At 70.2% G+C, this 23438-nt stretch carries 20 protein-coding genes; 13 read left to right on the top strand and 7 right to left on the bottom strand.

Annotation, left to right across the window (positions count from 1 at the left end):
- Positions 1-424: 424 nt before the first annotated feature.
- Positions 425-2116, bottom strand: coding sequence for a M28 family metallopeptidase (locus E2169_RS13080; protein ID WP_132987060.1), 1692 nt, complete (start codon positions 2114-2116; stop codon positions 425-427).
- A 70-nt stretch (positions 2117-2186) separates the two neighbouring features.
- On the bottom strand, positions 2187-2864 hold the full coding sequence (locus E2169_RS13075; protein WP_165942427.1) for a hypothetical protein: 678 nt from the start codon (positions 2862-2864) through the stop codon (positions 2187-2189).
- A gap of 71 nt (positions 2865-2935) precedes the next feature.
- Between E2169_RS13075 and gpmI the strand changes: the two genes are divergently transcribed.
- The 3 genes from gpmI to E2169_RS13060 all read left to right on the top strand — a co-directional run bounded on the left by gpmI (position 2936) and on the right by E2169_RS13060 (position 7303).
- Positions 2936-4480 carry a 2,3-bisphosphoglycerate-independent phosphoglycerate mutase gene (gpmI, locus tag E2169_RS13070; RefSeq protein ID WP_229659221.1) on the top strand — a complete coding sequence of 515 codons (1545 nt, stop codon included), beginning with the start codon at positions 2936-2938 and terminating at the stop codon, positions 4478-4480.
- Positions 4477-5775: a murein hydrolase activator EnvC family protein gene (locus E2169_RS13065; protein ID WP_132987057.1), complete on the top strand. Its 1299-nt coding sequence runs from the start codon at positions 4477-4479 to the stop codon at positions 5773-5775. Before gpmI ends, E2169_RS13065 begins: the two co-directional genes overlap by 4 nt.
- A gap of 82 nt (positions 5776-5857) precedes the next feature.
- Positions 5858-7303: a S41 family peptidase gene (locus tag E2169_RS13060; protein WP_132987056.1), complete on the top strand. Its 1446-nt coding sequence runs from the start codon at positions 5858-5860 to the stop codon at positions 7301-7303.
- Positions 7304-7310: 7 nt separating this feature from the next.
- Here the strand turns inward: E2169_RS13060 and E2169_RS13055 are convergent, their stop codons facing one another.
- On the bottom strand, positions 7311-8003 hold the full coding sequence (locus tag E2169_RS13055; protein WP_132987055.1) for a rhomboid family intramembrane serine protease: 693 nt from the start codon (positions 8001-8003) through the stop codon (positions 7311-7313).
- A 208-nt stretch (positions 8004-8211) separates the two neighbouring features.
- Between E2169_RS13055 and E2169_RS13050 the strand changes: the two genes are divergently transcribed.
- Positions 8212-9552, top strand: coding sequence for an OmpP1/FadL family transporter (locus E2169_RS13050; RefSeq protein ID WP_132987054.1), 1341 nt, complete (start codon positions 8212-8214; stop codon positions 9550-9552).
- A 480-nt stretch (positions 9553-10032) separates the two neighbouring features.
- Here E2169_RS13050 and putA read toward each other — a convergent pair whose 3' ends face one another.
- Complete coding sequence (gene putA, locus E2169_RS13045) at positions 10033-13194, bottom strand: bifunctional proline dehydrogenase/L-glutamate gamma-semialdehyde dehydrogenase PutA (RefSeq protein ID WP_229659220.1); 3162 nt, start codon at positions 13192-13194, stop codon at positions 10033-10035.
- A 244-nt stretch (positions 13195-13438) separates the two neighbouring features.
- Between putA and coxB the strand changes: the two genes are divergently transcribed.
- Genes coxB through E2169_RS13025 form a run of 5 tightly spaced genes read left to right on the top strand, consistent with a single transcriptional unit; the run spans position 13439 to position 17611 of the window.
- Positions 13439-14302, top strand: a complete 864-nt coding sequence (gene coxB, locus E2169_RS13040) for a cytochrome c oxidase subunit II (protein ID WP_132987053.1) — start codon at positions 13439-13441, stop codon at positions 14300-14302.
- A 29-nt stretch (positions 14303-14331) separates the two neighbouring features.
- Positions 14332-15993, top strand: a complete 1662-nt coding sequence (ctaD, locus tag E2169_RS13035) for a cytochrome c oxidase subunit I (RefSeq protein WP_132987052.1) — start codon at positions 14332-14334, stop codon at positions 15991-15993.
- Entirely contained in the window at positions 15977-16117 is a 141-nt protein-coding gene (locus E2169_RS14290) for a hypothetical protein (protein ID WP_165942426.1), read from the top strand. The genes ctaD and E2169_RS14290 overlap by 17 nt, the downstream gene beginning before the upstream one ends.
- Positions 16114-16707 carry a cytochrome c oxidase assembly protein gene (locus E2169_RS13030; protein WP_132987051.1) on the top strand — a complete coding sequence of 198 codons (594 nt, stop codon included), beginning with the start codon at positions 16114-16116 and terminating at the stop codon, positions 16705-16707. Before E2169_RS14290 ends, E2169_RS13030 begins: the two co-directional genes overlap by 4 nt.
- A gap of 19 nt (positions 16708-16726) precedes the next feature.
- Positions 16727-17611 (top strand): cytochrome c oxidase subunit 3, encoded by an 885-nt coding sequence (locus tag E2169_RS13025; protein ID WP_132987050.1) that lies wholly within the window; start codon positions 16727-16729, stop codon positions 17609-17611.
- Positions 17612-17713: 102 nt separating this feature from the next.
- Here E2169_RS13025 and E2169_RS13020 read toward each other — a convergent pair whose 3' ends face one another.
- Positions 17714-17932, bottom strand: a complete 219-nt coding sequence (locus E2169_RS13020; RefSeq protein WP_132987049.1) for a twin transmembrane helix small protein — start codon at positions 17930-17932, stop codon at positions 17714-17716.
- Positions 17933-17994: 62 nt separating this feature from the next.
- On the opposite strand from E2169_RS13020, the gene E2169_RS13015 reads away from it, so the two are divergent.
- Genes E2169_RS13015 through cyoE form a run of 4 tightly spaced genes read left to right on the top strand, consistent with a single transcriptional unit; the run spans position 17995 to position 21401 of the window.
- Positions 17995-18714, top strand: a complete 720-nt coding sequence (locus E2169_RS13015) for an SURF1 family protein (RefSeq protein ID WP_132987048.1) — start codon at positions 17995-17997, stop codon at positions 18712-18714.
- Entirely contained in the window at positions 18711-19301 is a 591-nt protein-coding gene (locus E2169_RS13010) for a hypothetical protein (RefSeq protein ID WP_132987047.1), read from the top strand. The genes E2169_RS13015 and E2169_RS13010 overlap by 4 nt, the downstream gene beginning before the upstream one ends.
- Complete coding sequence (locus tag E2169_RS13005) at positions 19301-20479, top strand: COX15/CtaA family protein (protein ID WP_132987046.1); 1179 nt, start codon at positions 19301-19303, stop codon at positions 20477-20479. The genes E2169_RS13010 and E2169_RS13005 overlap by 1 nt, the downstream gene beginning before the upstream one ends.
- A gap of 1 nt (position 20480) precedes the next feature.
- Positions 20481-21401 carry a heme o synthase gene (gene cyoE / locus E2169_RS13000; protein WP_132987045.1) on the top strand — a complete coding sequence of 307 codons (921 nt, stop codon included), beginning with the start codon at positions 20481-20483 and terminating at the stop codon, positions 21399-21401.
- A 280-nt stretch (positions 21402-21681) separates the two neighbouring features.
- Here cyoE and E2169_RS12995 read toward each other — a convergent pair whose 3' ends face one another.
- Together E2169_RS12995 and E2169_RS12990 are read right to left on the bottom strand one after the other, a co-directional pair.
- Positions 21682-22083 (bottom strand): hypothetical protein, encoded by a 402-nt coding sequence (locus E2169_RS12995; RefSeq protein WP_132987044.1) that lies wholly within the window; start codon positions 22081-22083, stop codon positions 21682-21684.
- Positions 22084-22098: 15 nt separating this feature from the next.
- Positions 22099-23349, bottom strand: coding sequence for a DNA/RNA non-specific endonuclease (locus E2169_RS12990; protein ID WP_132987043.1), 1251 nt, complete (start codon positions 23347-23349; stop codon positions 22099-22101).
- Between the last annotated feature and the right edge of the window lie 89 nt (positions 23350-23438).

The following is a 23438-nucleotide window of genomic DNA, read 5'->3' as shown; positions in this document are numbered from 1 at the left end:
GGCCCTTGAGTGCTCATGTCCCCCGGCGCTGGCCTGCGGCCATCGCCTCCACCTTGACTTCGCTCTCAAGGGCCGTGGCACCCGGTGCGCAGCAATACGCGGTGGCCCCAGGAGCAAAGCCGGTGTCCCCGCGCACCTGCAGCAACGCCGAGCCCCGCCGGGGCCGGGAGGCCTTCGCGGGGAAGTCAAGGTGGAGGCATCCGCCGCCAGGCGGATGCCGGAGGACATGAGCCGCGAAGGCCTCCCGGCCGCGACGGGGCCCCTCACGGTCACGACGAAGCATGGCGAAGGAAGCAGACACTCCTCGTCGGAACCGCTTCCCCGGACCTGGGAGATGAACCTGAAAAATGACGGCGCCTCGAAGGCGCCGTCATCATGAAAACCCGGACCGGAATGGCGCTGCCGCCATCCGGCCGCCCGGCAATCAGTCGCCGCTGCCCGCGCGCATGTCGTCACGCGCGGCCTTGAAGGCGTTGCCTTCGTACCAGTTCGGCCAGCTGCCGTCGTCGGCCAGGGTGCGGCCGACGCCGTAGAGCACCTCGAGGTCCTGGATCACACCGTCGAGGTTCCACGACGGATCGAACTCGTCCGCCGGCTTGTGGTACGCGACCTCGGTGTAGTGCTTCGCATACGCCGTACCGGCCTCCGGGCCGCCGTCGAGCAGATCGTCGCCGCCCTTGGCGTACAGCGCGGGCACGCCGGCCTTGGCGTAGTTGAAGTGGTCGGAGCGGAAGAAGAAGCCGCCGGCCGGGTTGCCTTCGCTCACGATGGTGCGGTCCTGGGCGTCGGTGAAGGTCTTGAGCACGTCCTCCAGCTCGGAGTTGCCCTTGCCGACCACCACCATGTCGCGCGACGGACCGGCCACGCTCATGGCGTCGAGGTTCACCACCGCCACGGTGTTCTCCAGCGGGAACGCCGGGTGCGCAACCTGGTACTTCGAGCCCAGCAGGCCGGACTCCTCCAGGGTCACGGCGACGAAGGCGATCGAGCGCTTCGGCTGGCCGTCCGCCTGGAACTTCTCCGCGATCTCGATGATGCCGGCGATGCCGGTGGCGTTGTCGATGGCGCCGTTGTAGATCGTGTCGCCCTCGCCTTCGTGCTTGCCGAGGTGGTCCCAGTGGCCCATGTAGACGATGGCCTCGTCCGGCGCCTCGCTGCCGCGCAGGACGCCGATGACGTTGCGCGACGAGCTCTCGCGGGTGCTGCTGGCGAGGTCGAAGGACACGCGCGCGTCCAGCGGGACGGCGCTGAAGCCGCGCTGGTTGGCGGCGGTGTACAGCGCCTCGAGGTCCTGGCCGGCATCGGCAAAGAGCTGCGTCGCGGCCTCGGCGCTCAGCCAGCCCTGGGCCGGCAGGCGCGGCTCCGGATCGTCGGAGGCGCGCAGGTCGAACTGCGGGCCGGACCAGGAGTTCTTCACCACGTCCCAGCCGTAGGAAGCGCCGGCCGTGTCGTGGATGATCAGCGCGGCGGCGGCGCCCTTGCGCGCGGCCTCTTCGAACTTGTAGGTCCAGCGCCCGTAATAGGTCATGCGCTCGCCTTCGAACAGCGTCTCGTCGTTGGCGTGGAAGCCCGGGTCGTTGACCAGGATGACCACGGTCTTGCCCTTGACGTCGATGCCGGCGTAGTCGTTCCAGCCCAGCTCCGGCGCGTCGACGCCGTAACCGACGAACACCAGGTCGCTGTCGGCGACCTTGACTTCGGTCTCGCCGGTGCGGGTGCCGATCACCATGTCGGTGCCGAACTGCAGCTCGCCGGCCTTGCCGGCCACGTCCATGCGCAGGACGGTGGATTCGTCCGCGGTGGTCTCGACCATCGGCACGGTCTGGAAGAAGGTGCCGTCGTCGCCGCCGGGCGCGAGCCCGATGCGCTCGTACTGGGCCTTGATGTACTCGACGGTCATCTCGCCGCCGGGCGAGCCGGGCGCGCGACCCTCGAATTCGTCGGAGGACAACGTCCGCACCATTTCGGCGAAGTCGCTCTTGTCCAGCTCGGGGCTGAAGGCGTGGCTGGTGGCGGCCGTGGACTGGGTGCCGCCGTTGGCGGGTGCGGGCTCGCCGCTGCATGCAGCCAGCACCGCGGTGACGGCGAGGCTGAGCACGAGGTGGGTTGGTCGCATTCGTTCGGGTCCTGCGTCTGGGGAATCCCCGATTCTATGCGTTCGGCGCCCGGGCGGGGCGCGGGGGGCGTCAGTCTTCGCCGCGGGGCGGCGCGGTGGGCGTTGAATAGCGCACCGGCTCCGCGCCGGTGACTTCGCCGATGCGCGCGGTGTCGTGCACGTACAGCACCACCTCGCGCTCGAACGCAAGCGGGCCCTCGACCACCGCGCCGGGGCCGATGATCACGCGCTGGCGCCGCGTGCTGACGCGGATCGGCATCCAGTTGCTGCCCGCCTTGCGCACGCGCACGCCGCCGTGGACGTGCGAACCGATGCCGACGGTGAGGTCGCCATTGGACATCTCGATGTCCCCGAGGACCTCGGTCGCGATCAGGCCCATGGCGCCGTTGACGTTGCCGACGTCGCCGCCGATCCGGCTGCCGCGATCGATCAGCACGCTGCCGTTCACGGTTTCGACGCTGCCCGAGATGCGCGCGCGCTCGCCGATGCGGATGCTGCCGTTGACCGTGGACAGGCGTTCGCCGGTGACGTCGTTGCCGGCGGTGATGCTGCCGTTGACGGTCGATGCCGGCCCGGCGGTCACGCCGTCGGCCAGGCGGATGCTGCCGTTGGTGGTCGCCAGGCGGTCGTACTTGCCGCCGGCGGTGGTGGCGACCGCCCCGTTGGTGCGCACGATGTCCTCCGCCGCCAGTGCCGATCCGGCATGCGCGAAGGCAACGAGCACCAGGGCGAGACAAAGGGTGCGGATGCTGGTCATGGGGCGAGTCTGGACCCGCCGGCGGTACAATGCATCTGTCCATCGTCACAGGGTCGAACGTCGTGCCAGAACCTGTCTCCGTCCGCCGCCGCACGCCGGTGGTGTTGCTGATCCTCGACGGCTGGGGCCACCGCGACGATCCCCGCGACAACGCCCTGGCGCTGGCCGACATCCCCAACTGGCGCCGCCTGTTCGCCGCCCATCCGCACGCCCTGGTGCACACCGAGGGCACCCACGTCGGCCTGCCCGACGGCCAGATGGGCAACTCCGAGGTCGGGCACATGAACATCGGCGCCGGGCGCGTGGTCTACCAGGACCTCACGCGCATCGACGCCGCGATCGCCGAGGGCAGCTTTTTCGACAACGACGAACTGCGCGCGGCGTGCGCGGCGGCGAACGCGGGCGGCGGCACCCTGCACGTGATGGGCCTGCTGTCCCCGGGCGGCGTGCACAGCCACGAGGCGCACCTGTTCGCCATGCTGGAACTGGCCAGGCGCGAGGGCGTGGCGCGCGTGGCCGTCCATGCCTTCACCGACGGCCGCGACATGCCGCCGCGCTCGGCCGCCCCCAGCCTGCGCGCACTGGCCGACGCCTGCGCCGCGGCGGGGAACGCGTGCATCGCCAGCGTGAGCGGGCGCTATTACGCCATGGACCGCGACCGGCGCTGGGACCGGGTGCAGCGGGCCTGGGACGCGATCGCCGAAGCACAATCCGACCATCACGCGCCGGACGCCATGGCCGCGCTCGACGCCGCCTACGCGCGCGGCGAGAACGACGAGTTCGTGGCGCCCACCGTCATCGCCGGCGCCGGCCCGGTGCGCGACGGCGACGTCGTGGTGTTCATGAACTTCCGCGCCGACCGCGCGCGCCAGCTCAGCGCCGCCTTCGTGTCGCCGGCGTTCGACGGTTTCGACGCGCGCCGGCCGGCGCTGGCGCGCTTCACCTGCCTGACCGAATACGACGCCACCCTGCCGGCGCCGCTGGCGTTCCCGCCCGACGACCTGCGCAACACGCTGGGCGAGGTGCTGGGTGCGAACGGCCTCACCCAGCTGCGCATCGCCGAGACCGAGAAGTACGCCCACGTCACCTTCTTCTTCAACGGCGGCCGCGAGACGCCGTTCGCCGGCGAGGAGCGCATCCTGGTGCCGAGCCCGCAGGTCGCGACCTACGACCTGCAGCCGGAGATGAGCTGCCCCGAGGTCACCGCCAAGCTGGTCGCCGCGATCGACTCCGGCCGCTTCGACGCCGTGGTCTGCAACTTCGCCAATCCCGACATGGTCGGCCACACCGGCGACCTGCAGGCCGCGATCAAGGCCGTCGAGGCGGTGGACAAGGCGCTGGGCGACGTTGCCGCCGCGGTCGCCGCGCAGGGTGGCGAGCTGCTGGTCACCGCCGACCACGGCAATGTCGAGATGATGCGCGACCCGGAGACCGGCCAGCCGCATACTTCGCACACCGTCGGCCCGGTGGACCTGGTCTACGTCGGCCATCGCAGCGGCGTGCGCGTGCGCGCCGGTGGCGCCCTGCGCGACCTGGCGCCGACCATGCTCGACCTGCTGGGCGTGGCGAAGCCGGCGGAGATGACCGGCAGCAGCCTGCTGGCGTGAGCGCCCCGGCGGCCAGGCTGCGCCGCCCCTCCCGCGTGCCGGTACCGGCCGCGGTGTTCGTCCTGCTGCTGGCGCTGCTGGCGCTGCTGCTGCTTCCGGCCGGCCCGCTGGCGGCGCAGGACAGCCGCGACGCGCAGCGCAGGCTCGAGAACGTCAAGCGCGAACTCAACCAGGTGGGGCGCGAGCGCCGCCGCATCGAGGGCCAGCGCGGCGAGGCCAGCCGCGCGCTGCGCGATGCCGACGAGCGCGTGGCCCGCAACGCCCGCGAGCTGGCCGAAACCGAGGCCGCACTGGTGCGCCAGCAGCAGGCGCTGGCGGAGCTGGAGGCGCGGCGCGACGTCCTGGCCGAGAGCATGTCGGCGCAGCGCACCGAGCTCGCGGGCCTGCTGCGCGCGGCCTACACCGTCGGCGGCGCCGCGCCCTTGAAGCTGCTGCTGGCGCAGGACGACGTCGCCAGCGCCAACCGCAGCCTGGCCTACCACGGCTACCTGCAGCGCGGCCGCAGCGCGCGCATCACCGAACTGTCGAACGAGCTCGCCGGGCTGGAGGCGATGGAGCAGTCCATCGCCGACGAACGCGCGGCGTTGGCCGAAGCCGGCGCGCGCCAGCGCGCACAGGCCGCCGCGCTGGAACGCGAGCGCGGCGAGCGTGCCAAGGCGGTTGCCGCGCTTGACGCCCGCTACCAGGATCGCAGCGACCGCGAGAAGGCGCTGGGCGCGGACGCAAAGTCGCTTGAAACCCTGCTCGCGCGCCTGCGCGAAGCGGCGCGCAAGGCCGAGGCCGAACGAAAGGCCGAAGCGGCGCGTCGCGCCGCGGCGGCAAGGCGCGAGACCGGCACGCCGGGCGGTACCGCCCCCGGCAGCCCGGTGCCGGACGCGCCCAGGGTGGCGGTGGCGCGCACGGCGGCGGTGCAGGTCGGCGGCCTGTCCTGGCCGCTGACCGGCAGCCTGCTGGCCGGCTATGGCGCGCGCATGCCCGACGGCCGCCGCAGTTCGGGCGTGCTGGTCGCCGCCGCGGCCGGCACCCCGGTCACCGCGGTCGCCGAGGGCACGGTGGTGTTCGCGGAATGGATGACCGGCTACGGCCTGATCCTGATCATCGACCACGGCAACGGCTACATGAGCCTGTACGCGCACAACGACAGCCTGCTCAAGGGTCCCGGCGACCGCGTCCGCCGCGGCGACGCCGTGTCCACCGTCGGCACCTCCGGCGGCCAGGGGCGTGCGGCCCTGTATTTCGAGCTGCGCCGCGCAGGCAAGCCGGTCGACCCCGGCGCCTGGCTGCAGAAGCGCTGAACCGCGCCATCGCGCTCGGGCGGCATAATCGGAACCCGCGCCGCGGCGCGCTGTCCCATCACTGTCCCGACCGGAGTTCCGCATGCGCGCCAGCCTGTTGACGCTCGCCCTCGCCAGCCTGCTGGTCCTGCCCGCCGCCGCGCAGGAGGTGCCGCCGGAGCCGCCGCAGGACGCGCCGCCCGCGACGCAGGATGCCGGGGAGCCGGTGGATGATGCCGCCCCGGCCGAACCCGAGGCTCCGGTCGACCCGGCCGAAGCGGTCCGTCAGGAATCCGATGCATCCCCAGCCAGCACGGTACCGCTGGAGGAGATCAGCCGCTTCGTGCTGGTGTTCAACGCCGTGCGTGCCGGCCACGTCGACGAGGTCGATGACCACGAGCTGATGCAGGCGGCGATCCGCGGCCTGCTGCTGGACCTCGACCCGCACAGCGCCTACCTGCAGCGCAGCGACGCCGAAGCGTTCGAGGAGGGCACGACCGGCGCCTATGAAGGCATCGGCGTGGAGGTGATGCAGCTGCCCGACGGCCGCATGCGCGTGGTCGCGCCGATGGACGACAGCCCGGCGCAGCGCGCCGGCATCCGCTCCGGCGACCTGATCGTCGCCGTGGACGGCGAGGCCCTGACGCTGGACAGCCACGAGGGCCGTGGGCCGCTGCGCGGGCCGCCGGGCACCGAGGTCGGGGTCACCATCGTCCGCGAAGGCGAGGCCGAGCCGCTGGAGCTGCGCGTGGCGCGCGCGGTGATCCGCTCGCCCAGCGTGCGCGGCAGCATCCGCGAACCCGGCTTCGGCTACGTGCGCGTCGCAGGGTTCCAGGTCGACACCGCCTCGGACTTCGGCGACACCCTGGACCGGCTCAACGCCGAGGCCGGCGGCGCCGGCCTGCGCGGACTGCTGATCGACCTGCGCAGCAACCCCGGCGGCCTGCTCACCTCGGCGGTGCAGATCGCCGACGACCTGCTCGAGACCGGTGGCATCGTCAGCACCCGCGGCCGCATCCAGGTCGGCGATACCGCGTTCAGCGCCACGCCGGGCGACCGCATGGGCGGCCGGCCGGTGGTGGTCCTGGTCGACGCCGGTTCCGCCAGCGCTTCGGAAGTCCTGGCCGGGGCCCTGGGCGACAACGGTCGCGCCTGCGTCGTCGGCAGCCGCACCTTCGGCAAGGGCTCCGTGCAGACGGTGATGCCGCTCGACAACGGCGACGCGGTCAAGCTCACCACCGCGCGTTATTACACGCCCGACGGCACCTCCATCCAGGCCCGTGGCATCGAACCCGACGTGGTGATCGACGGCAAGGGCGAAGCCGTCGGCGTCTTCGGCGAAGCCGCGCTGCGCGGACACCTCGCGGCGGATGGCGACGAGGACAATGGTCCCGGCGAAGTGCTCGCCGGCGAGGAGCCGGTCAAGGCCGCCATGGCCGTGCTGCGCCGGCTGGCCGAAGGCGGCTCCTGCGTCCCGCCGGAGGCGCGACCGGCGCCGCAATCGGCGCCGGAACCGGAACCCGAACCAGAGCCGCAGCCCGGGCCGTGAGCCGGGCTCAGTAACCCTTCTGGCGGCGCAGGCGGCGCGCGATGGCGCGCCGCGAGAGCAGGGCGAACAGGGCGCCGAAGACGAAGCCCACCGCGTGCGCCGACCACGCCACGGCCCCGAATGCCGGGCCGATATAGGCGAACAGCACCTGCAGCAGGGCCCAGATCCCGATCAGCAGCGAGGCCGGCGCGCGCACGAACTCGAGGAACAGGCCCAGCGGCAGCACCACGCCCAGATGGGCGCGGGGGAACAGCGCGAGATAGGCGCCGATCAGCGCCGACACCGCGCCGCTGGCGCCGATCACGAGGCGGTCGGGGGTGTCGATCACGAGCACCGTGGCCAGGTTGGCGACCGCGCCGCCCACCATGAACAGGGCGAGCAGCCTCAGCGGTCCCATCACGCGCTCGGCCGGCAGGCCGAAGATCAGCAGGAACACCAGGTTGCCGAGCAGGTGCGCCCAGTCGGCGTGCACGAACAGCGCGGTGAGCAGGCGCAGGCCGCGCTCGCCGTCGGACCACGAGGCCAGCAGGTCGCCCGGGGCCAGGCCGCCGGTGAGCGCGCCCCAGCGCGCCATCAGTGCCTGCTCCATCGTCTCCGGGCGCGTGCTGGCCCACAGGTAGACCGCCCACAGGGTCGTGCACAGCAGCGGCGTTGCCCAGCGCAGCGCGGGACGTGAACGCGTCGGGATGGAAACGAACATGCGTGGCGGTCGGGCCAGGGTCCGGGAGCGCCAAGATAACCGGTGACGGGCGTGACGCGTGACACCGCTGCATCACCATCCGCCACGGTATAGTGCGCCGGCGTCACGGTCGGAGGGAATCTTCCGGCGCGTGGACCAGGGCGGGACACACCGCCCGGCCGCCGCGGGCGCACCTACCGCAAGCCACTTTGTCAGGAGTCCCCCAGTAATGCGTACCCCCCCTCTTCTCCAGGCTTCGGCCCTTGCGCTCGGCATTGCCGGCGCGCTGGCCCTGGCCCCGGTCCATGCGTCGGGCTTCCAGCTCAAGGAAAACAGCGTCAAGGGCCTCGGCGCGGCATTCGCCGGCTCCGGCGTCAATGAAGGCGACGCCTCGGTCGTGGTCAACAATCCGGCCACCATGGCCCACTTCGAAGGCACCACGGTCCAGGCCGACCTGTCGGTCATCGACCTCAGCTACACCTTCGAGGGCACCGGCACCGACGCGCTCGGGCGCCCGCTGACCGGCGGCAACGGCGGCAACGCCGGCGACGTGACTCCGATCCCGGCGTTCTCGGTGATCCACAAGCTCGACAACGGCGTCGCGCTGGGCGCCATGGTCAGCGCGCCGTTCGGCCTGAAGACCGAGTACGGGCGCGAATGGCAGGGCCGCTACTTCGCCGACACCTCCGATGTGCAGATCGTGAACCTGACGCTGTCGGCGGCGCTGGACCTCACCGACCGCGTGTCGGTCGGCATCGGCGCCGTGTACTCCAAGGCCGACGTGAGCCTGTCCAAGGCGGTCGACTTCGGCACCCTGCTGTTCTCCAATCCCGCCACCCGCCCGCTGCCCTTCGCCGTCCCGCAGGCCCGTGACGGCCATGCCGACGTCGAGGGCGACGACACCGGCTTCGGCTGGCTGGTCGGCGTCAACGTCCGGCCGACCGACCGCCTGGCGCTGGGCGTCAGCTACCAGTCCGAGATCGACTACGAGCTCCGCGGCAACGTGGAATGGGCCGTGCCCGGCGACGTGCGCGCGGTGTTCAACAGCAACCCGGTCACCGCCCAGCTGTTCAACAACGGTGGTGTCGGTGCCAAGCTGACCACCCCGTCGACCCTGGCCGTGGTCGCCCGCTACGACTTCACCGACCGCTTCGCGATGATGGCCAACTGGACGCAGACCGGCTGGTCGTCGCTGGAGGAAGTGCGCATCCAGTTCGACAACGGCGACCCGGATTCGGTCGAGCCCTTCGGCTGGGAAGACACCGCGTTCATGTCGATCGGCGCCGAGTACAGGCTCAACGAGGCCTGGATCCTGCGCGGCGGCGTGGCCCACGACGAAACCCCGACCAGCATCGAGCACCGCACCCCGCGCCTGCCCGACGACGATCGCCGCTGGTACTCGATCGGCGCCACCTGGGCGGTCAGCGACGCGATGGAAGTGGACTTCGCCTTCACCCATCTGAAGCCGGACGACCCGAAGGTCGATTTCAGCAGCGGCGGCAGCACCATCACCGGTCCCTACGACGGCGACGCCAACCTGTTCGGCGTGTCGGCGAAGTACCGGTTCTGACCGGCGCTTCCACGATCACGAAAAAGCCCCGCCCACGCGGGGCTTTTTCTTGGTTCATCTCCCATCTCCGGGGAAACGGTTCCGACGAGGAGTGTCTGCTTCTTTCGCTACGCCCCGCCGTGAGCTGGAGGGCCCCGCCGCGGCCGGGAGGCCGTCGCGGCTCATGTCCCCCGGCATCCGCCTGGCGGCGGATGCCTCCTCCTTGACTTCCCCGCGAAGGCCGCCCGGCCACGACGGGGCTCGGCGTTGCTGCAGGTGCGCGGGGACACCGGCTTTGCTCGTGGGGCCACCGCGTATTGCTGCGCACCGGGTGCCAAGGCCCTTGAGAGCGAAGTCAAGGAGGAGGCGCTGGCCGCAGGCCGGCGCCGGGGGACATGAGCACTCAAGGGCCTTGGCACCCGGCGCCCGAGAGCATCAATGGCGCGCCATTCCCTCAGTCGGGAGATGAACCTTTTTCATTCGTGCCGCTGGCTGTGCGGATCAGTCGCCCAGCGTCAGCAGCGAGGCGTTGCCACCGGCGGCGGTGGTGTTGATGGTCACGACCTTCTCGGTGGTGAAGCGCGGCAGGTAGTGCGGGCCGCCGGCCTTGGGGCCGGTCCCGGACAGCCGCTGCCCGCCAAAGGGCTGCGTCCCCACCACCGCGCCGACCTGGTTGCGGTTGACGTAGACGTTGCCGACCCGGGCCCGCGCGGCGATCAGCTCGACGGTTTCGTCGATGCGCGAGTGGATGCCCAGGGTCAGGCCGTAGCCGGTGGTGTTGATGGCGTCGATCACCTGGTCGAGCTCGCTGGCCTTCCAGCGGATCACGTGCAGCGCGGGGCCGAAGTTCTCGCGGTCGAGCTGCGACAGCGACTTCAGTTCCCACGCGCGCGGCGCGAAGAACGTGCCGTGCGCCGTGTCGTCCCCCATGGCGGCCTGCGCGATCAGCCGGGCCTCGCCCTGCATGCGTTCGGCGTGGCGGTCGAGCATGCCCAGCGCGTCGGCATCGATCACCGGGCCGACGTCGGTCGACAGCTGGCCGGGATCGCCGACCTTGAGCTCGGCCATCGCGCCGGCCAGCATGGTGATGACTTTGTCGGCGATGTCGTCCTGCACGAACAGCACGCGCGCGGCCGAGCAGCGCTGGCCGGCGGAGGTGAAGGCCGAGGCCATCACGTCCTTGATCAGCTGCTCGGGCAGCGCCGAGGAGTCGGCGATCATCGCGTTCTGGCCGCCGGTCTCGGCGATCAGGGTGCCGATCGCGCCGTCGCGCGCGGCCAGCGCGCGGTTGATCGCAAGCGCGGTGCCGTTGGAGCCGGTGAACACCACGCCGGCGATGCGCGGGTCGCCGGTCAGCGCGGCGCCCACGCTGGCACCGTCGCCGGGCACGAGCTGCAGCACTGTCTCGGGAACGCCGGCCTCGTGCAGGAGCTTCACCGCTTCGAAGCCGACCAGGGTGGTCTGCTCGGCGGGCTTGGCCAGCACGGTGTTGCCGGTGACCAGGGCCGCGGCGACCTGGCCGATGAAGATCGCCAGCGGGAAGTTCCACGGCGAGATGCAGGCGAACACGCCGCGCCCGGCCAGCTGCAGGGTGTTGGTTTCGCCGGTCGGGCCGGGCAGGGCTTCGGGCGCGGAAATGCCGCGCGCCTGGCCGGCGTAGTAGCGCAGGAAATCGACTGCTTCGCGCACTTCGGCCACGCCGTCGGGAATGGTCTTGCCGGCCTCCATCGTGCACAGCGCCATGTAGCGCGGCATGCGCTGCTCCAGCAGGTCGGCGGCGTGCTCGAGCAGGGCGGCGCGGCTGGCGACGGGGGTCGCGTCCCAGGCCGGCTGTGCGGCCACCGCGTTGGCCATCGCGCGCTCCACGGTGGCGGCGTCGGCGGCCTGCCAGCGGCCGACGCGGCGGCGGCGGTCGGCGGGGCTGGTGACCTCGGTCCAGTCGGCGGCGCTGGTGGCGCCCGGGACCAGCGGCACGGCCTGCCAGTCGGTGGGCTCGGCGGCGATCGCCGCGGCCAGGTTCTGCAGGTCGTCGTCGTTGGCGAGGTTGATGCCCATGGAATTGGTCCTGTCGGTGCCCTGGCTGCGGAGCATGTCGGCCGGGAGCGGAATGCGGGGGTGCGGGATCGGATCGAACGCGGCCACGACCTCGACCGGGTCGCGGACCAGGTCCTCGATCGCGACGTCCTCGTCGGTGATGCGGTTGACGAAGCTGGAGTTGGCGCCGTTCTCGAGCAGGCGCCGCACCAGATAGGGCAACAGGTCCTCGTGGCTGCCCACCGGCGCGTACACGCGGCAGGGCACGCCGAGGCGGTCGGCCGGGATCACCTCGTCGTAGAGGTCGTCGCCCATGCCGTGCAGCTTCTGGAACTCGAATGGCCGCCCGGCGGCCAGGCGGTGCACGGCGGCGATGGTCTGCGCGTTGTGGGTGGCGAACATCGGGAACACCACCTCGCCGGCGTCGAGCAGGCGGCGCGCGCAGGCGAGGTAGCTGACGTCGGTGTTGGGCTTGCGCGTGAACACCGGGTAGCCGGGTTGGCCCTCGACCTGCGCGCGCTTGATCTCGGCATCCCAGTAGGCGCCCTTGACCAGGCGCACCGCGATCCGGCGGCCGCCTCGGCCGGCGAGGCCGGCGGTCCAGTCGATCACGAACGGCGCGCGCTTCTGGTAGGCCTGCACCACGATGCCCAGGCCGTTCCATCCGGCCAGCGAGTCGTCGAGCCAGGCGGCCTCGAACACGTCCAGCGACAGCTCCAGGCGGTCGGCTTCCTCGGCGTCGACGGTCAGGCCGATGCCGTGGCCCTTGGCGCGCTGCGCGAGGTCGAGCAGCCGTGGCGCCAGCTCGGCCAGCACCCGTTCGCGCTTGGCGTGCTCGTAGCGCGGATGCAGGGCGGAGAGCTTGACCGAGATCGAAGGTGCGACGATCTCGTCGGCGGAGGGCCCCGCGCCGCGGCCGATGGCGTCGATGGCGCTGCGATAGGCCTCGAGGTAGCGGTCGGCATCCTGCTGCGTGAGCGCCGCCTCGCCGAGCATGTCGAAGGAATAGCGGTAGTTGGCGTTGCGGCCCTTGCGCGCGCGCGACAGGGCCTCGCCGATGGTCTGCCCCATCACGAACTGGTGGCCCATGATCTTCATCGCCTGGCGCACCGCCAGCCGGATCACGGGTTCGCCGACGCGCCCGGCCAGGCGCTTGAAGGCGCCGTGGACGTCGCGCTTGGTGTCGTCGGCCAGGTCGACCAGGTGGCCGGTGAGCATCAGCCCCCAGGTGGAGGCGTTCACCAGCACCGACTCCGACTGGCCCATGTGCCGCTTCCAGTCGGCCTCGCCGAGCTTGTCGCGGATCAGTTTGTCGGTGGTGTCCGCGTCCGGGATGCGCAGCAGGGCCTCGGCCACGCACATCAGCAGCACGCCCTCTTCGCTGCCGAGGTCGTACTGGCGCATGAAGGACTCCACCACGCCCTGGTCGAGCGCCCGTGCGCGCACCCGGCGCACCAGGTCGGCGGCGGTGGCGGCGATGGCGGCGGCCTCGGCGGGCGGCTGGCGGGCTTCGTCAAGCAGGGCCCGGACCCGGGTGGCTTCGTCTGCCAGCCAGTGTCGGGTGATGGCCGCGCGCAGCGGGTCGGGCGGCAGCAGGTCGCCAAGGGGGAGGTCGGGCACGGTCTTCACAACGGAGTGGGGTACGCAAATTCTAGCTGTCGGACCGGGTGAAAGGGCGGTCCGGGGGAGCGGCCACGCGTCGCCCGCGCTTGCCGGTCCGGTAGGGGGACCGCTACCATCACATGGATCGAGCGCCCCGCATGGGGTGCGGTCGGTCCTTCCAGGGGGCAAGCTGCCGACGGGGAGGGCTCTCCCACAACCGTTCCAGCAAGCGGCCATCCGGGCCGCGATCGACGACATTTGGGGTTGCAGCATGATGCAGGCGCGATTCTTGCGGTGGATTCTGGCGGCCGTCGCCGCGGTGCCCCTGGCGGCCCTGGCGCAGTCCGCCGACCCGACGCGGTGGCAGCTGAACATGACGCCCGGCGTGACCTCCTCGTCGCAGAACGCCTATGACGCGCACATGCTTGTGCTGTGGGTCTGCGTGGGCATCAGCGTGATCGTGTTCGGCGCCATGGCCTACGCGATCTTCGCCTTCCGCAAATCGAAGGGGGCCGTGGCGGCCAAGTGGAGCCACAACCTCAAGGCCGAAGTCGTGTGGACGGTGATCCCGGTGATCCTGCTGGTGATCATGGCCTGGCCGGCCACAACCAAGCTGGTCGCGATGTACGACACGCGCGATTCCGCCATGACCGTCAAGGTCACCGGCTACCAGTGGATGTGGAAGTACGACTACCTCGGCGAAGACGTCTCCATCGTCAGCCGCATGGACCGCGAGAGCGACCGCATCCGCCAGAGCGGCGAGCGCCCCAGCCTGGCCGCCAATCCCTACTACCTGCTCGACGTCGACAACGAGCTGGTGGTGCCCGTGGACACCAAGATCCGCTTCGTGATCACCGCCGACGACGTCATCCACTCCTGGTGGGTGCCGGCGCTGGGCTGGAAGCAGGACGCCGTGCCGGGCATCGTCAACGAGCACTGGACCCAGATCAACGAGCCCGGCGTCTACCGCGGCCAGTGCGCCGAGCTCTGCGGCAAGGACCACGGCTTCATGCCGATCGTGGTGCGCGCGCTGCCGATCCCCGAGTACGAACAGTGGCTGCAGGCCGAGAAGGCCAAGGCAGCACCCGTGGCCGCGCAGGCCGCTTCCGCCGTCGCCGCGCCCGCGGCCGGCTGATCGAACGAACCTAGAGGCAAGGCACGTCCATGGCCACCGATACCGCTACCGTCGCCGTCCACGACGACCACCACGAACACAAGCAGGGCTTCGTCGAGCGCTGGTTCTTCTCCACGAACCACAAGGACATCGGCACGCTGTACCTGCTCTTCAGCTTCACGATGTTCATCATCGGCGCGGCGATGAGCGTGGTCATCCGCTGGGAGCTGGCGGTGCCGGGCCTGCAGGCCGTCACCCCGCATTTCTTCAACCAGATGACGTCGATGCACGCGCTGGTGATGATCTTCGGCGGCGTGATGCCGGCCTTCGTCGGCCTGGCCAACTGGATGATCCCGTTGCAGATCGGCGCGCCGGACATGGCGCTGCCGCGCATGAACAACTGGTCGTTCTGGATCCTGCCGTTCGCGTTCGCGATGTTGCTGATGACGCTGTTCCTGCCCGGTGGCGGGCCGGCCGGCGGCTGGACGCTCTATCCGCCGCTGTCGCTGCAGGGCGGCTCCAGCATGGCGTTCGTGATCTTCGCCATCCACATGATGGGCATCAGCTCGATCATGGGCGCGATCAACGTCATCGCCACCATCCTCAACATGCGCGCGCCGGGCGTGGACCTGCTGAAGATGCCGATCTTCCCGTGGACCTGGCTGATCACCGCGTTCCTGCTGATCGCGGTGATGCCGGTGCTGGCGGGCGCGGTGACGATGCTGCTCACCGACAAGTTCTTCGGGACGAGCTTCTTCAATGCAGCCGGTGGTGGTGATCCGGTGATGTACCAGCACATCTTCTGGTTCTTCGGGCACCCCGAGGTCTACATCATGATCCTGCCGGCGTTCGGCGTGGTCTCGGAGATCATCCCGACCTTCAGCCGCAAGCCGCTGTTCGGCTACCAGGCCATGGTCTACGCCACCGCCGCGATCGCCTTCCTGTCGTTCATCGTGTGGGCGCACCACATGTTCACGGCCGGCATGCCGCTGGGCGGCGAAATCTACTTCATGTACGCGACCATGCTGATCGCCGTGCCCACGGGCGTGAAGATCTTCAACTGGGTCGGCACCATGTGGAAGGGCTCGCTCACGTTCGAGACGCCGATGCTGTTCTCGATCGCCTTCGTGATCCTGTTCTCGATCGGCGGCTTCTCCGGCGTGATGCTCGCCATCGTGCCCGCGGACTTCCAGTACCACGACACCTACTTCGTGGTCGCGCACTTCCACTACGTGCTGGTCACCGGCTCGGTGCTGGCGCTGATCGGCGCGGTCTACTACTGGTGGCCGAAGTGGACCGGCCGCATGTACAACGAGGCCTGGGGCAAGTTCCACTTCTGGTGGACGATGGTGTTCGTCAACGTGCTGTTCTTCCCGCAGCACTTCCTGGGCCTGGCCGGCATGCCGCGCCGCATCCCGGACTACAACGTGGTGTTCGCCGACTGGAACCTGATCAGCTCGATCGGCGCCTTCGGCATGTTCGTGACGCCCTTCATGATGTTCGGCATCCTGTACCACTCGCTGAAGAAGGGCGCCCTGGCGCCTGCGCGCCCGTGGGAAGGCGCCCGTGGCCTGGAATGGACCCTGCCTTCGCCGGCGCCGCACCACACCTTCACCACGCCGCCGGTGATCCGTCCGGGCGACCTCGCCCACGGTGACCTGGACCCGGAAGGCCATGAGCTCGAGCCCGTCAACGATGCCAGCCGCGCCTGACAAGCACGATCCCGAGCGCATCGCCGCGCAGCGGCGGCGCGCGGCGCGCATGGCCTTGATCCTGGGCGCCGTGGCGCTGGCGATCTACATCGCCTTCATCCTGTCCGGAGTACTCGCGTCATGAGTGGCAAGGCGTCCAACACCGCCGGCATCGGCAAGATGGTGCTCGCCGCGGCGGTCGCGTTCGCGTTCACCTTCTCGCTGGTGCCGCTGTACCGCATCGCCTGCGAGAAGGTCTTCGGCATCCGCCTGGACAACACCGCGGTCGACGCCAGCACGCTGTCGGGCGCGGCGGCCGAGGCGCGCATGGTCACGGTGGAGTTCGACGGCGGCGTGAACTCGTCGCTGCCGTGGTCGTTCCGGCCCAACCAGGTGCGCATGCAGGTGCAGGTGGGCGAGCAGTACGAGACGACCTATTACGCCCACAACGACAGTGACCACTCCATCGTCGGCACCGCCACGCCCTCGGTGGCGCCGGCGCGCGCCTCGGGTTACTTCGCCAAGACCGAGTGCTTCTGCTTCACCGCGCAGACGCTGACCGCGGGCGAGACCCGCGACATGCCGGTGCGCTTCATCATCGACCCGTCGCTGCCCGCCGACGTCAAGACGATCACCCTGTCCTACACTTTCTTCAAGAACGACGTCCTGACCGAGCGCGAGCAAGCCACCGCCCTGGTCGCGGCGCCGTCGTCCGTGCCGCACGCGGCACCCTGACCCAGCAACGGATACCGACATGGCCCAGGCCCAAGCCGATCACCGAGACCCGAATGTCTACTTCGTCCCCCACGACAGCAAGTGGCCACTGTTCGCGTCGATGGCGCTGTTCGTCCTCTTCTTCGGGCTGGCGAGCTGGTTCAACGAGGTGTCCTGGGGGCGGACGATGTTCTTCGTCGGCTGCGCGGGCCTGATCCTGATCCTGTTCAAGTGGTTCGCCGACGTGATCCTGGAATCGGTCTCCGGCTTCCACAACCGCCAGGTCGACGGTTCGTTCCGGATGGGGATGGTGTGGTTCATCTTCTCCGAGGTGATGTTCTTCGCCGCGTTCTTCGGCGCCCTGTTCTACGCGCGCCAGCTGTCGCTGCCGTGGCTGGGCGGCGCCGGCGACGGCGTGATGACCAATGCCCTGCTGTGGGAGGGCTACAGCACGGCCTGGCCGACGGCCGGCCCGGGCGAGGTCGGTGGTGTCTTCCAGACCATCCCGGCCTGGGGCCTGCCGCTGCTCAACACCCTGATCCTGCTGACCTCGGGCGTGACCTTGACCATCGCCCACCACGCGCTGAAGGCCGACAACCGCCGCCAGCTGCTGGTGTTCCTGGGGCTGACGGTGCTGCTGGGCTGCCTGTTCCTGTTCTTCCAGGTCGAGGAATACATCCACGCCTACCGCGACCTCAACCTGACCATGGGCTCGGGCATCTACGGCTCGACCTTCTTCATGCTCACCGGCTTCCACGGCGCGCACGTGACGCTGGGCACGATCATGCTCGCGATCATCTGGTTCCGCTGCGCCAAGGGGCATTTCACCAAGGACAACCATTTCGCGTTCGAAGCGGTGGCCTGGTACTGGCACTTCGTCGACGTGGTCTGGCTGATGCTGTTCCTGTTCGTCTACGTGGTCTGACCGGGGTCGCCCCCAGGGGCGTCCGTCATGGAATGACGAAGGCCGGCGATTGCCGGCCTTCGTGTCTGCGCGGAGCGCCCTTGGCGCTCAGGGATAAAGGGATCAGCCCTGGACGCCGTGGGGCGTGATCCACCCCATCCAGATCGACAGGACCACGATCAGGATCAGGATCACGGACAGCGCGATGCGCCGGGTGAGCGCGTTCACGGTGCGCTTGGTGGTGCCCTTGTCGACCAGCATGTAGTACAGCCCGGCGCCGAGGTTCCAAACGATCACGATCAGGAAGGCGATGATGAGCAGGGTTTTGAGCGAGTCACTCATGCGGTTGGCCTCCACGGGGCCGTTGCGATCGCGCCAGTATGGCACCAGCGCGGCGTGCTGAGATGAGTCCGCGCGGCACCATGGTGATGGGCTGGACGCTGGCGCTTGCGGTCATCGCGGGCTTCATCGCGCTCGGCAACTGGCAGCTCGATCGCCAGCACGAGAAGCAGTCGATGCTCGACGCGGTCGCGGCCACCATCGCCGCACGGGCGCCACTGGCGCTGGGTGCCGCAGCCGATGCGGACCGGGGCCGCGGCTACGATTGGGCCGCCGGTGGCGGCCACTTCGCCGAGGTTCCCGCCGTGCTGCTCGACAACCAGCAGCGTGGCGGGCGCGCCGGGGTGCGGGTCTACCGCGTGTTCGTGCCCGAGTCCGGGAGCCAGCCGCTGCTGGTCGAGCTGGGCTGGCTGCCGCTGCCCGGTGACCGTACGCTGCCCGACGTGGCGCGACCGGCGGGCCACCGCGAGGTCGCGGGCCTGCTGGTGCCGCCGCCCTCGCACGGCATCGGCCCCGCCGGCATGGCGGTGCAGGACGACGGCACCCTGCTCGCCGTCGGCCTGGATCCGGCTGCGCTGGCCGCCCCGCTGCACCAGCCCGGACTCGCCCCGCGCGTGCTCAAGCTCGATCCGGAGGCCGGCTTCGGCTACCCCCGCGATCTCGACGTGCTTCCCAATACCTTGCCGCCGGAGCGCCACTTCGGCTACGCAGTGCAGTGGTTCGCACTCGCCCTCGCGGTGCTCGCCACCGCCCTGGTCCTCACTTTCCGCAGGCCCCGCACATGAACGACCCTTCTCCCGCTCCGACCATCCCCGTGCGCGAGCGCAACCGCAACCGGACGCTGCTGGTGCTGATCGTGGTGGTGTTCTTCGGCAGCGCGCTGGTCGCGGGCGCGCTGCGCTTCACCGGCTGGCAGCCTGCCGGCATGAAGAACCACGGCGAGCTGCTGGATCCGCCGGGCGACCTGCGCGACGTGGTGCCGCGCCTGGTCGACGGCGGTGAGTACGACTGGAATCCCGCCGAACGCACCTGGCGGATCGTGGTTGCCCCGCCGGCGGACTGCACCGACGCCTGCGTGTCGCTGAGCCACGACCTGGACAAGGTCTGGCGACTGTTCGGCCACAGGGCCGATCACGTGCACATCCTCTGGGTCGGCACGCCGCCCGAAGGCGCGCTGCGCAACCGTGTGTGGAACGTGATCGAGCCGGCTCCCGGGTTCACCGTGCAGTTCCCGGGTCTCGACGCGGGTGGCCCCGACGGCGCACCGGTGTATGTTGTCGACCCCAACGGCTTCGTCATCCTGCGCTACGCGCCCGGCTTCGATCCCGGCCACCTGCGCACCGACCTGGCGCGCCTGCTGAAACTGAAGTGATGACTGAACGCCACGTCCCGCAGCACGGGGTCCACCACATCCACCGCCACTTCCGCCGCATCGCCTGGCTGGCCGTGGCGCTGGCGCTGGGCGTGATCGTGTTCGGCGCCTTCGTGCGCCTGTCGCACGCCGGCCTGAGTTGTCCCGACTGGCCGACCTGCTATGGCCGCGCCACCTGGCCAAAGGTCGCCCAGCACGTGGTCGACCACGCCGCCAGCGCCATCCGGCCGTTCGAAGACCACAAGGCCTGGCGCGAGCAGGTGCACCGCCATGTCGCCGCCATCCTCGGGTTGCTGGTGCTCGGCATGGCCCTGCTGGCCGCGCGCCGGCGTCGCCACGGCATCGCCCAGGTCCTGGTCGCGTCCGGCCTGGTGGCCGTCGCCATTCCCACCTACATGGCAGGGGCGCACGTCGCGGCCTCGGCGCTGGCGGTGGCCGGCGAAGCCATCCTGCTTGCCGCCGCGCTGCGCTGGCGCGGGGGCGACCTGGGCCGGGAATCCGCGCTCACGCTGGCGGTGATCATCTTCCAGGCCCTGCTCGGCATGTGGACGGTGACCTGGCTGCTCAAGCCCGTGGTGGTGATGGCCCACCTGCTCGGCGGCCTGCTGACGTTCTCGCTGATCACATGGATGGCCTGGCGCGCCACCAACCGGCCGATCGTGCTGGCCTATGCCGGCCGGCTCCGATGTCTGTTGTGGGCTGCGCTGGCGGTGCTTGGCGTGCAGGTCGCGCTGGGTGGCTGGGTCAGCGCCAACTACGCCGCGCTGTCCTGCGGCGCCGGCAGCTGGTCGATCGAGAACTTCCCGCAGTGCGCCGGCCTGTGGCTGCCGCCGACCGATTTCCGCGAAGGCTTCGTGCTCTGGCGCGGCATCGGCGTGGACTACGAGGGCGGTGTGCTCGACGGCGCCGCGCGCATCGCGATCCAGATGGCGCATCGCATCGGCGCCGTGGCCGCGACCGTGGCGCTGCTGTGGGCCGCGGTGCGCATGCTGCGCACGCCCGGGCTGCGCACCTGGGGCGGGGCGCTGGCGCTGCTCACCGTCGCCCAGGTCACGCTCGGTATCCTCAACGTGAAGCTGTCGCTGCCGCTGCCGGTGGCGGTGCTGCACAACGGCGGCGCCGCGCTGCTGGTGTTCGTGCTGGTGTCGCTGCTGGCGCGCCTGCGGGGAGTGGACTGAGATGCGCGCCAATATCGACCAGTACTGGGAGCTGACCAAGCCGCGGGTGGTGGCGCTGATCGTGTTCACCGCGCTGGTGGGCATGTTCCTGGCCGTGCCGGGGCTGCCGCCGCTACGGCAGGCGGTGGCCGGCTTCATCGGCATCTGGCTGGCCGCGGCTTCGGCTGCGGCGATCAACCACCTCATCGACCAGCGCATCGACAAGATGATGGTGCGCACCGCCAACCGCCCGCTGGCCACCGGCACTCTGGCGCCGGCGCAGGTGCTGGCGTTCGCGGTGTTGCTGGGCGCGGCCTCGATGACGATCCTGATCGCGCTGGTGAACCCGATCACGGCGCTGCTGACCTTCGCCTCGCTGATCGGCTACGCCGTCGTCTACACCGGCTTCCTCAAGCGCGCCACGCCGCAGAACATCGTCATCGGCGGCATCGCCGGGGCCGCGCCGCCGCTGCTGGGCTGGGCCGCGGTCACCGGCATGAAGAACGAATGGGACTGGGCGCACGCGCTGCTGCTGGTGCTGATCATCTTCGTGTGGACGCCGCCGCACTTCTGGGCGCTGGCGATCTTCCGCCGCGAGGACTACGCGCGCGCGCTGGTGCCGATGCTGCCGGTGACCCACGGCGTGCAGTACACGCGCTGGCAGATCCTGCTGTACACGGTGCTGCTGGTGGCGGTGACCATCCTGCCCTGGGTGGCGGGCATGAGCGGCCTGTTCTACCTCGGCGGCGCGCTGGTGCTGGGCATCGTGTTCCTGTGGCACGCGTGGCGGCTGATGGACCCGCCGGACGAGTTCTTCGCCATGCGGGTGTTCAACTACTCGGTGGTCTACCTGATGGCGCTGTTCGCGTTCCTGCTGGTGGACCACTGGCTGCTGCCCTACCTGCAGCCGGGGCCGCTGTTCGAGCTGCAGCGGGTGGGTTGAAAGCTTTTTGCCACGGATTTGCGCGGACTTACACGGGTAGAGCAAAAGCTTTCTTTGGCCACGGATTTGCGCGGATGACGCGGATCAGTGCGAGGCGCAGCCCGACCACTGCGCCCTGCACCAGTTTTCTTTCAAAATTGGATTCGCGGCTACAACCTTGCCTCAGCCAGATCCGCGTCATCCGCGCAAATCCGTGGCCAAACGCTTTTCGCCTTTTCCTTCTCTTCGCTCTATCCGTGTAAGTGCGCGCAAATCCGTGGCAAAAAAGCTCTGGCTTCCGCTACTCGCCCGGTCGCGCCCGCCCCGCGACTTCCGCAAGCGTCGCCGGCGTGATCTCCCACTGTTCCGGCGTGTCGTACTCGAATTCCGCCGCCATGCGGCCGCTGTCGCGCCACAGGCGCAGCACGCAGGCGCCCCAGGGTTCCTTGCCGGGAATGCGGGTGGCATCGCGCAGGTCGTCGAAGGCGGGGCCCAGTGCGTCGTTGGACGGCGTCGCGCCCTCGTGGCCACCGTCGGCGGCGTAGCGGAAGCCGGTCATGCGCCGTGCGATGGCGCCGTCGCCGTAGCGGACGATCAACGCATAGCCGTGCCATTCGCCGTCGGACACGGCGGGATCGGCCACCAGCAGGCGGCCGATGCGGGCGATCAGTTCGTTCCGGTCCAGCGCGGGGCCTGCGTGCATGGGGGCAGTCTGCCGTCAGGCGGCGGCCCTGTCGATCATGTCCGGCATCCGGTTCGAGGCGATGGCGTCGAAGGACTGGCCGGCGCTGTTGCCGAAGGCGATCAGCGAGGGGTCGTAGACGACATTGCCGGTGGCCGGATCGACCACTTCGTAATCGACGTGGACTTCATCCGGCCGGTGCGAATCGTTGCGTACCAGGTCGATGTCGATCCGCACGTCCATGCCCGCGCCCAGCCAGTCGCTCCACTCCTGCTCCATCCGGGCGTAGGCGCCCTGGTTGAAGTTGCTGAACTGCGGGAACATGTTCACTTCGCCATGGCCCTGCGCGAAGCGGTAGGCCATGAGGTGGCCGACATCGTCGCCGCTGCCCTTCATGTCGTTGTCGGTGCGGAACCTGCTCTGGGCGCTGGCCTCGATGCGGTCGGAGTCGCGGCCGCGGCTCGAGGGCTCCCAGGTCAGCACGGCCTCGGCGCCGGTGGGGCGGCCTTCGGCGTCGAGCGTCCAGGTGATGTCGTTGACTTCGCCCGAGCCGGCTTCGGTCACGGTGCCGTGGACTTCGCCCGGCTCGACGTCCTCGACCAGCACCACGGTGTTGTCGGGCACCTGGCCGGTCAGGAACATGCGCTTGTACTGGGCCAGGTCGGCGCCGGCGGGGTCGGCCAGCAGGCTGGTGTGGCGGGTGAAGTCCTCGCGCTCCAGCGCGGGGGAGCCCGGGCCGCCGTCGCGCGGGGCGTCGAACAGCTGCTCGGAGCCGGTCATCACGCGCAGGCCTTTCTTCTCCGTCATTTCCAGCGACAGGCGCAGGTCTTCGATGGAGGCGAGGCCGTTGGCGCCGGCGAGTTCGCGGAAGGCCGGCTCCAGCGCGGTGCCGACATAGTCCGCACCATGCACCTCGATGCGCGTGCGCGGCGGGATGGTGGACGGGTCGAAGGGGTTGACCGCCTGCATCGCCCTCGGCGAGGCCTCTTCGTTGCGCAGCGAAACCTCGTAGCGCACGGGCACTTCGGTGGCGGCGCCGTCGGGGCCGCGCACGCTCATCTCGCCGCGGGCTTCGTAGGTGGTGTTCCACTGCCCGGTCTTCTCGTCGGTGATGCGCACGCTGGCCGGGTCGAGATCGAAGGCGACCTCGCCGGGCGGGGCGTCGAGCAGGGCCGGATCGAGTTCGGGCGCCTTGCCGGCGTCTGGGCGCAGCAGGCCGCCGATGAAGTCGCGCCAGGGCTGCGGCGGGGGCAGGGGACAAATCAGGCTGTTGGCTTCGAACGACATGGCGTCTGGCACAGCGGTGGTAAGCGTGCCGACGACGTTACGCGGCGTTGGCCGACGCCGCCATTGGGGAAAACCCCTGTGCCGGATGA

This window comes from Luteimonas terricola (assembly GCF_004352845.1).
Taxonomy (GTDB): domain Bacteria; phylum Pseudomonadota; class Gammaproteobacteria; order Xanthomonadales; family Xanthomonadaceae; genus Luteimonas; species Luteimonas terricola.
This window is presented reverse-complemented; position numbering and strand designations above follow the sequence as displayed.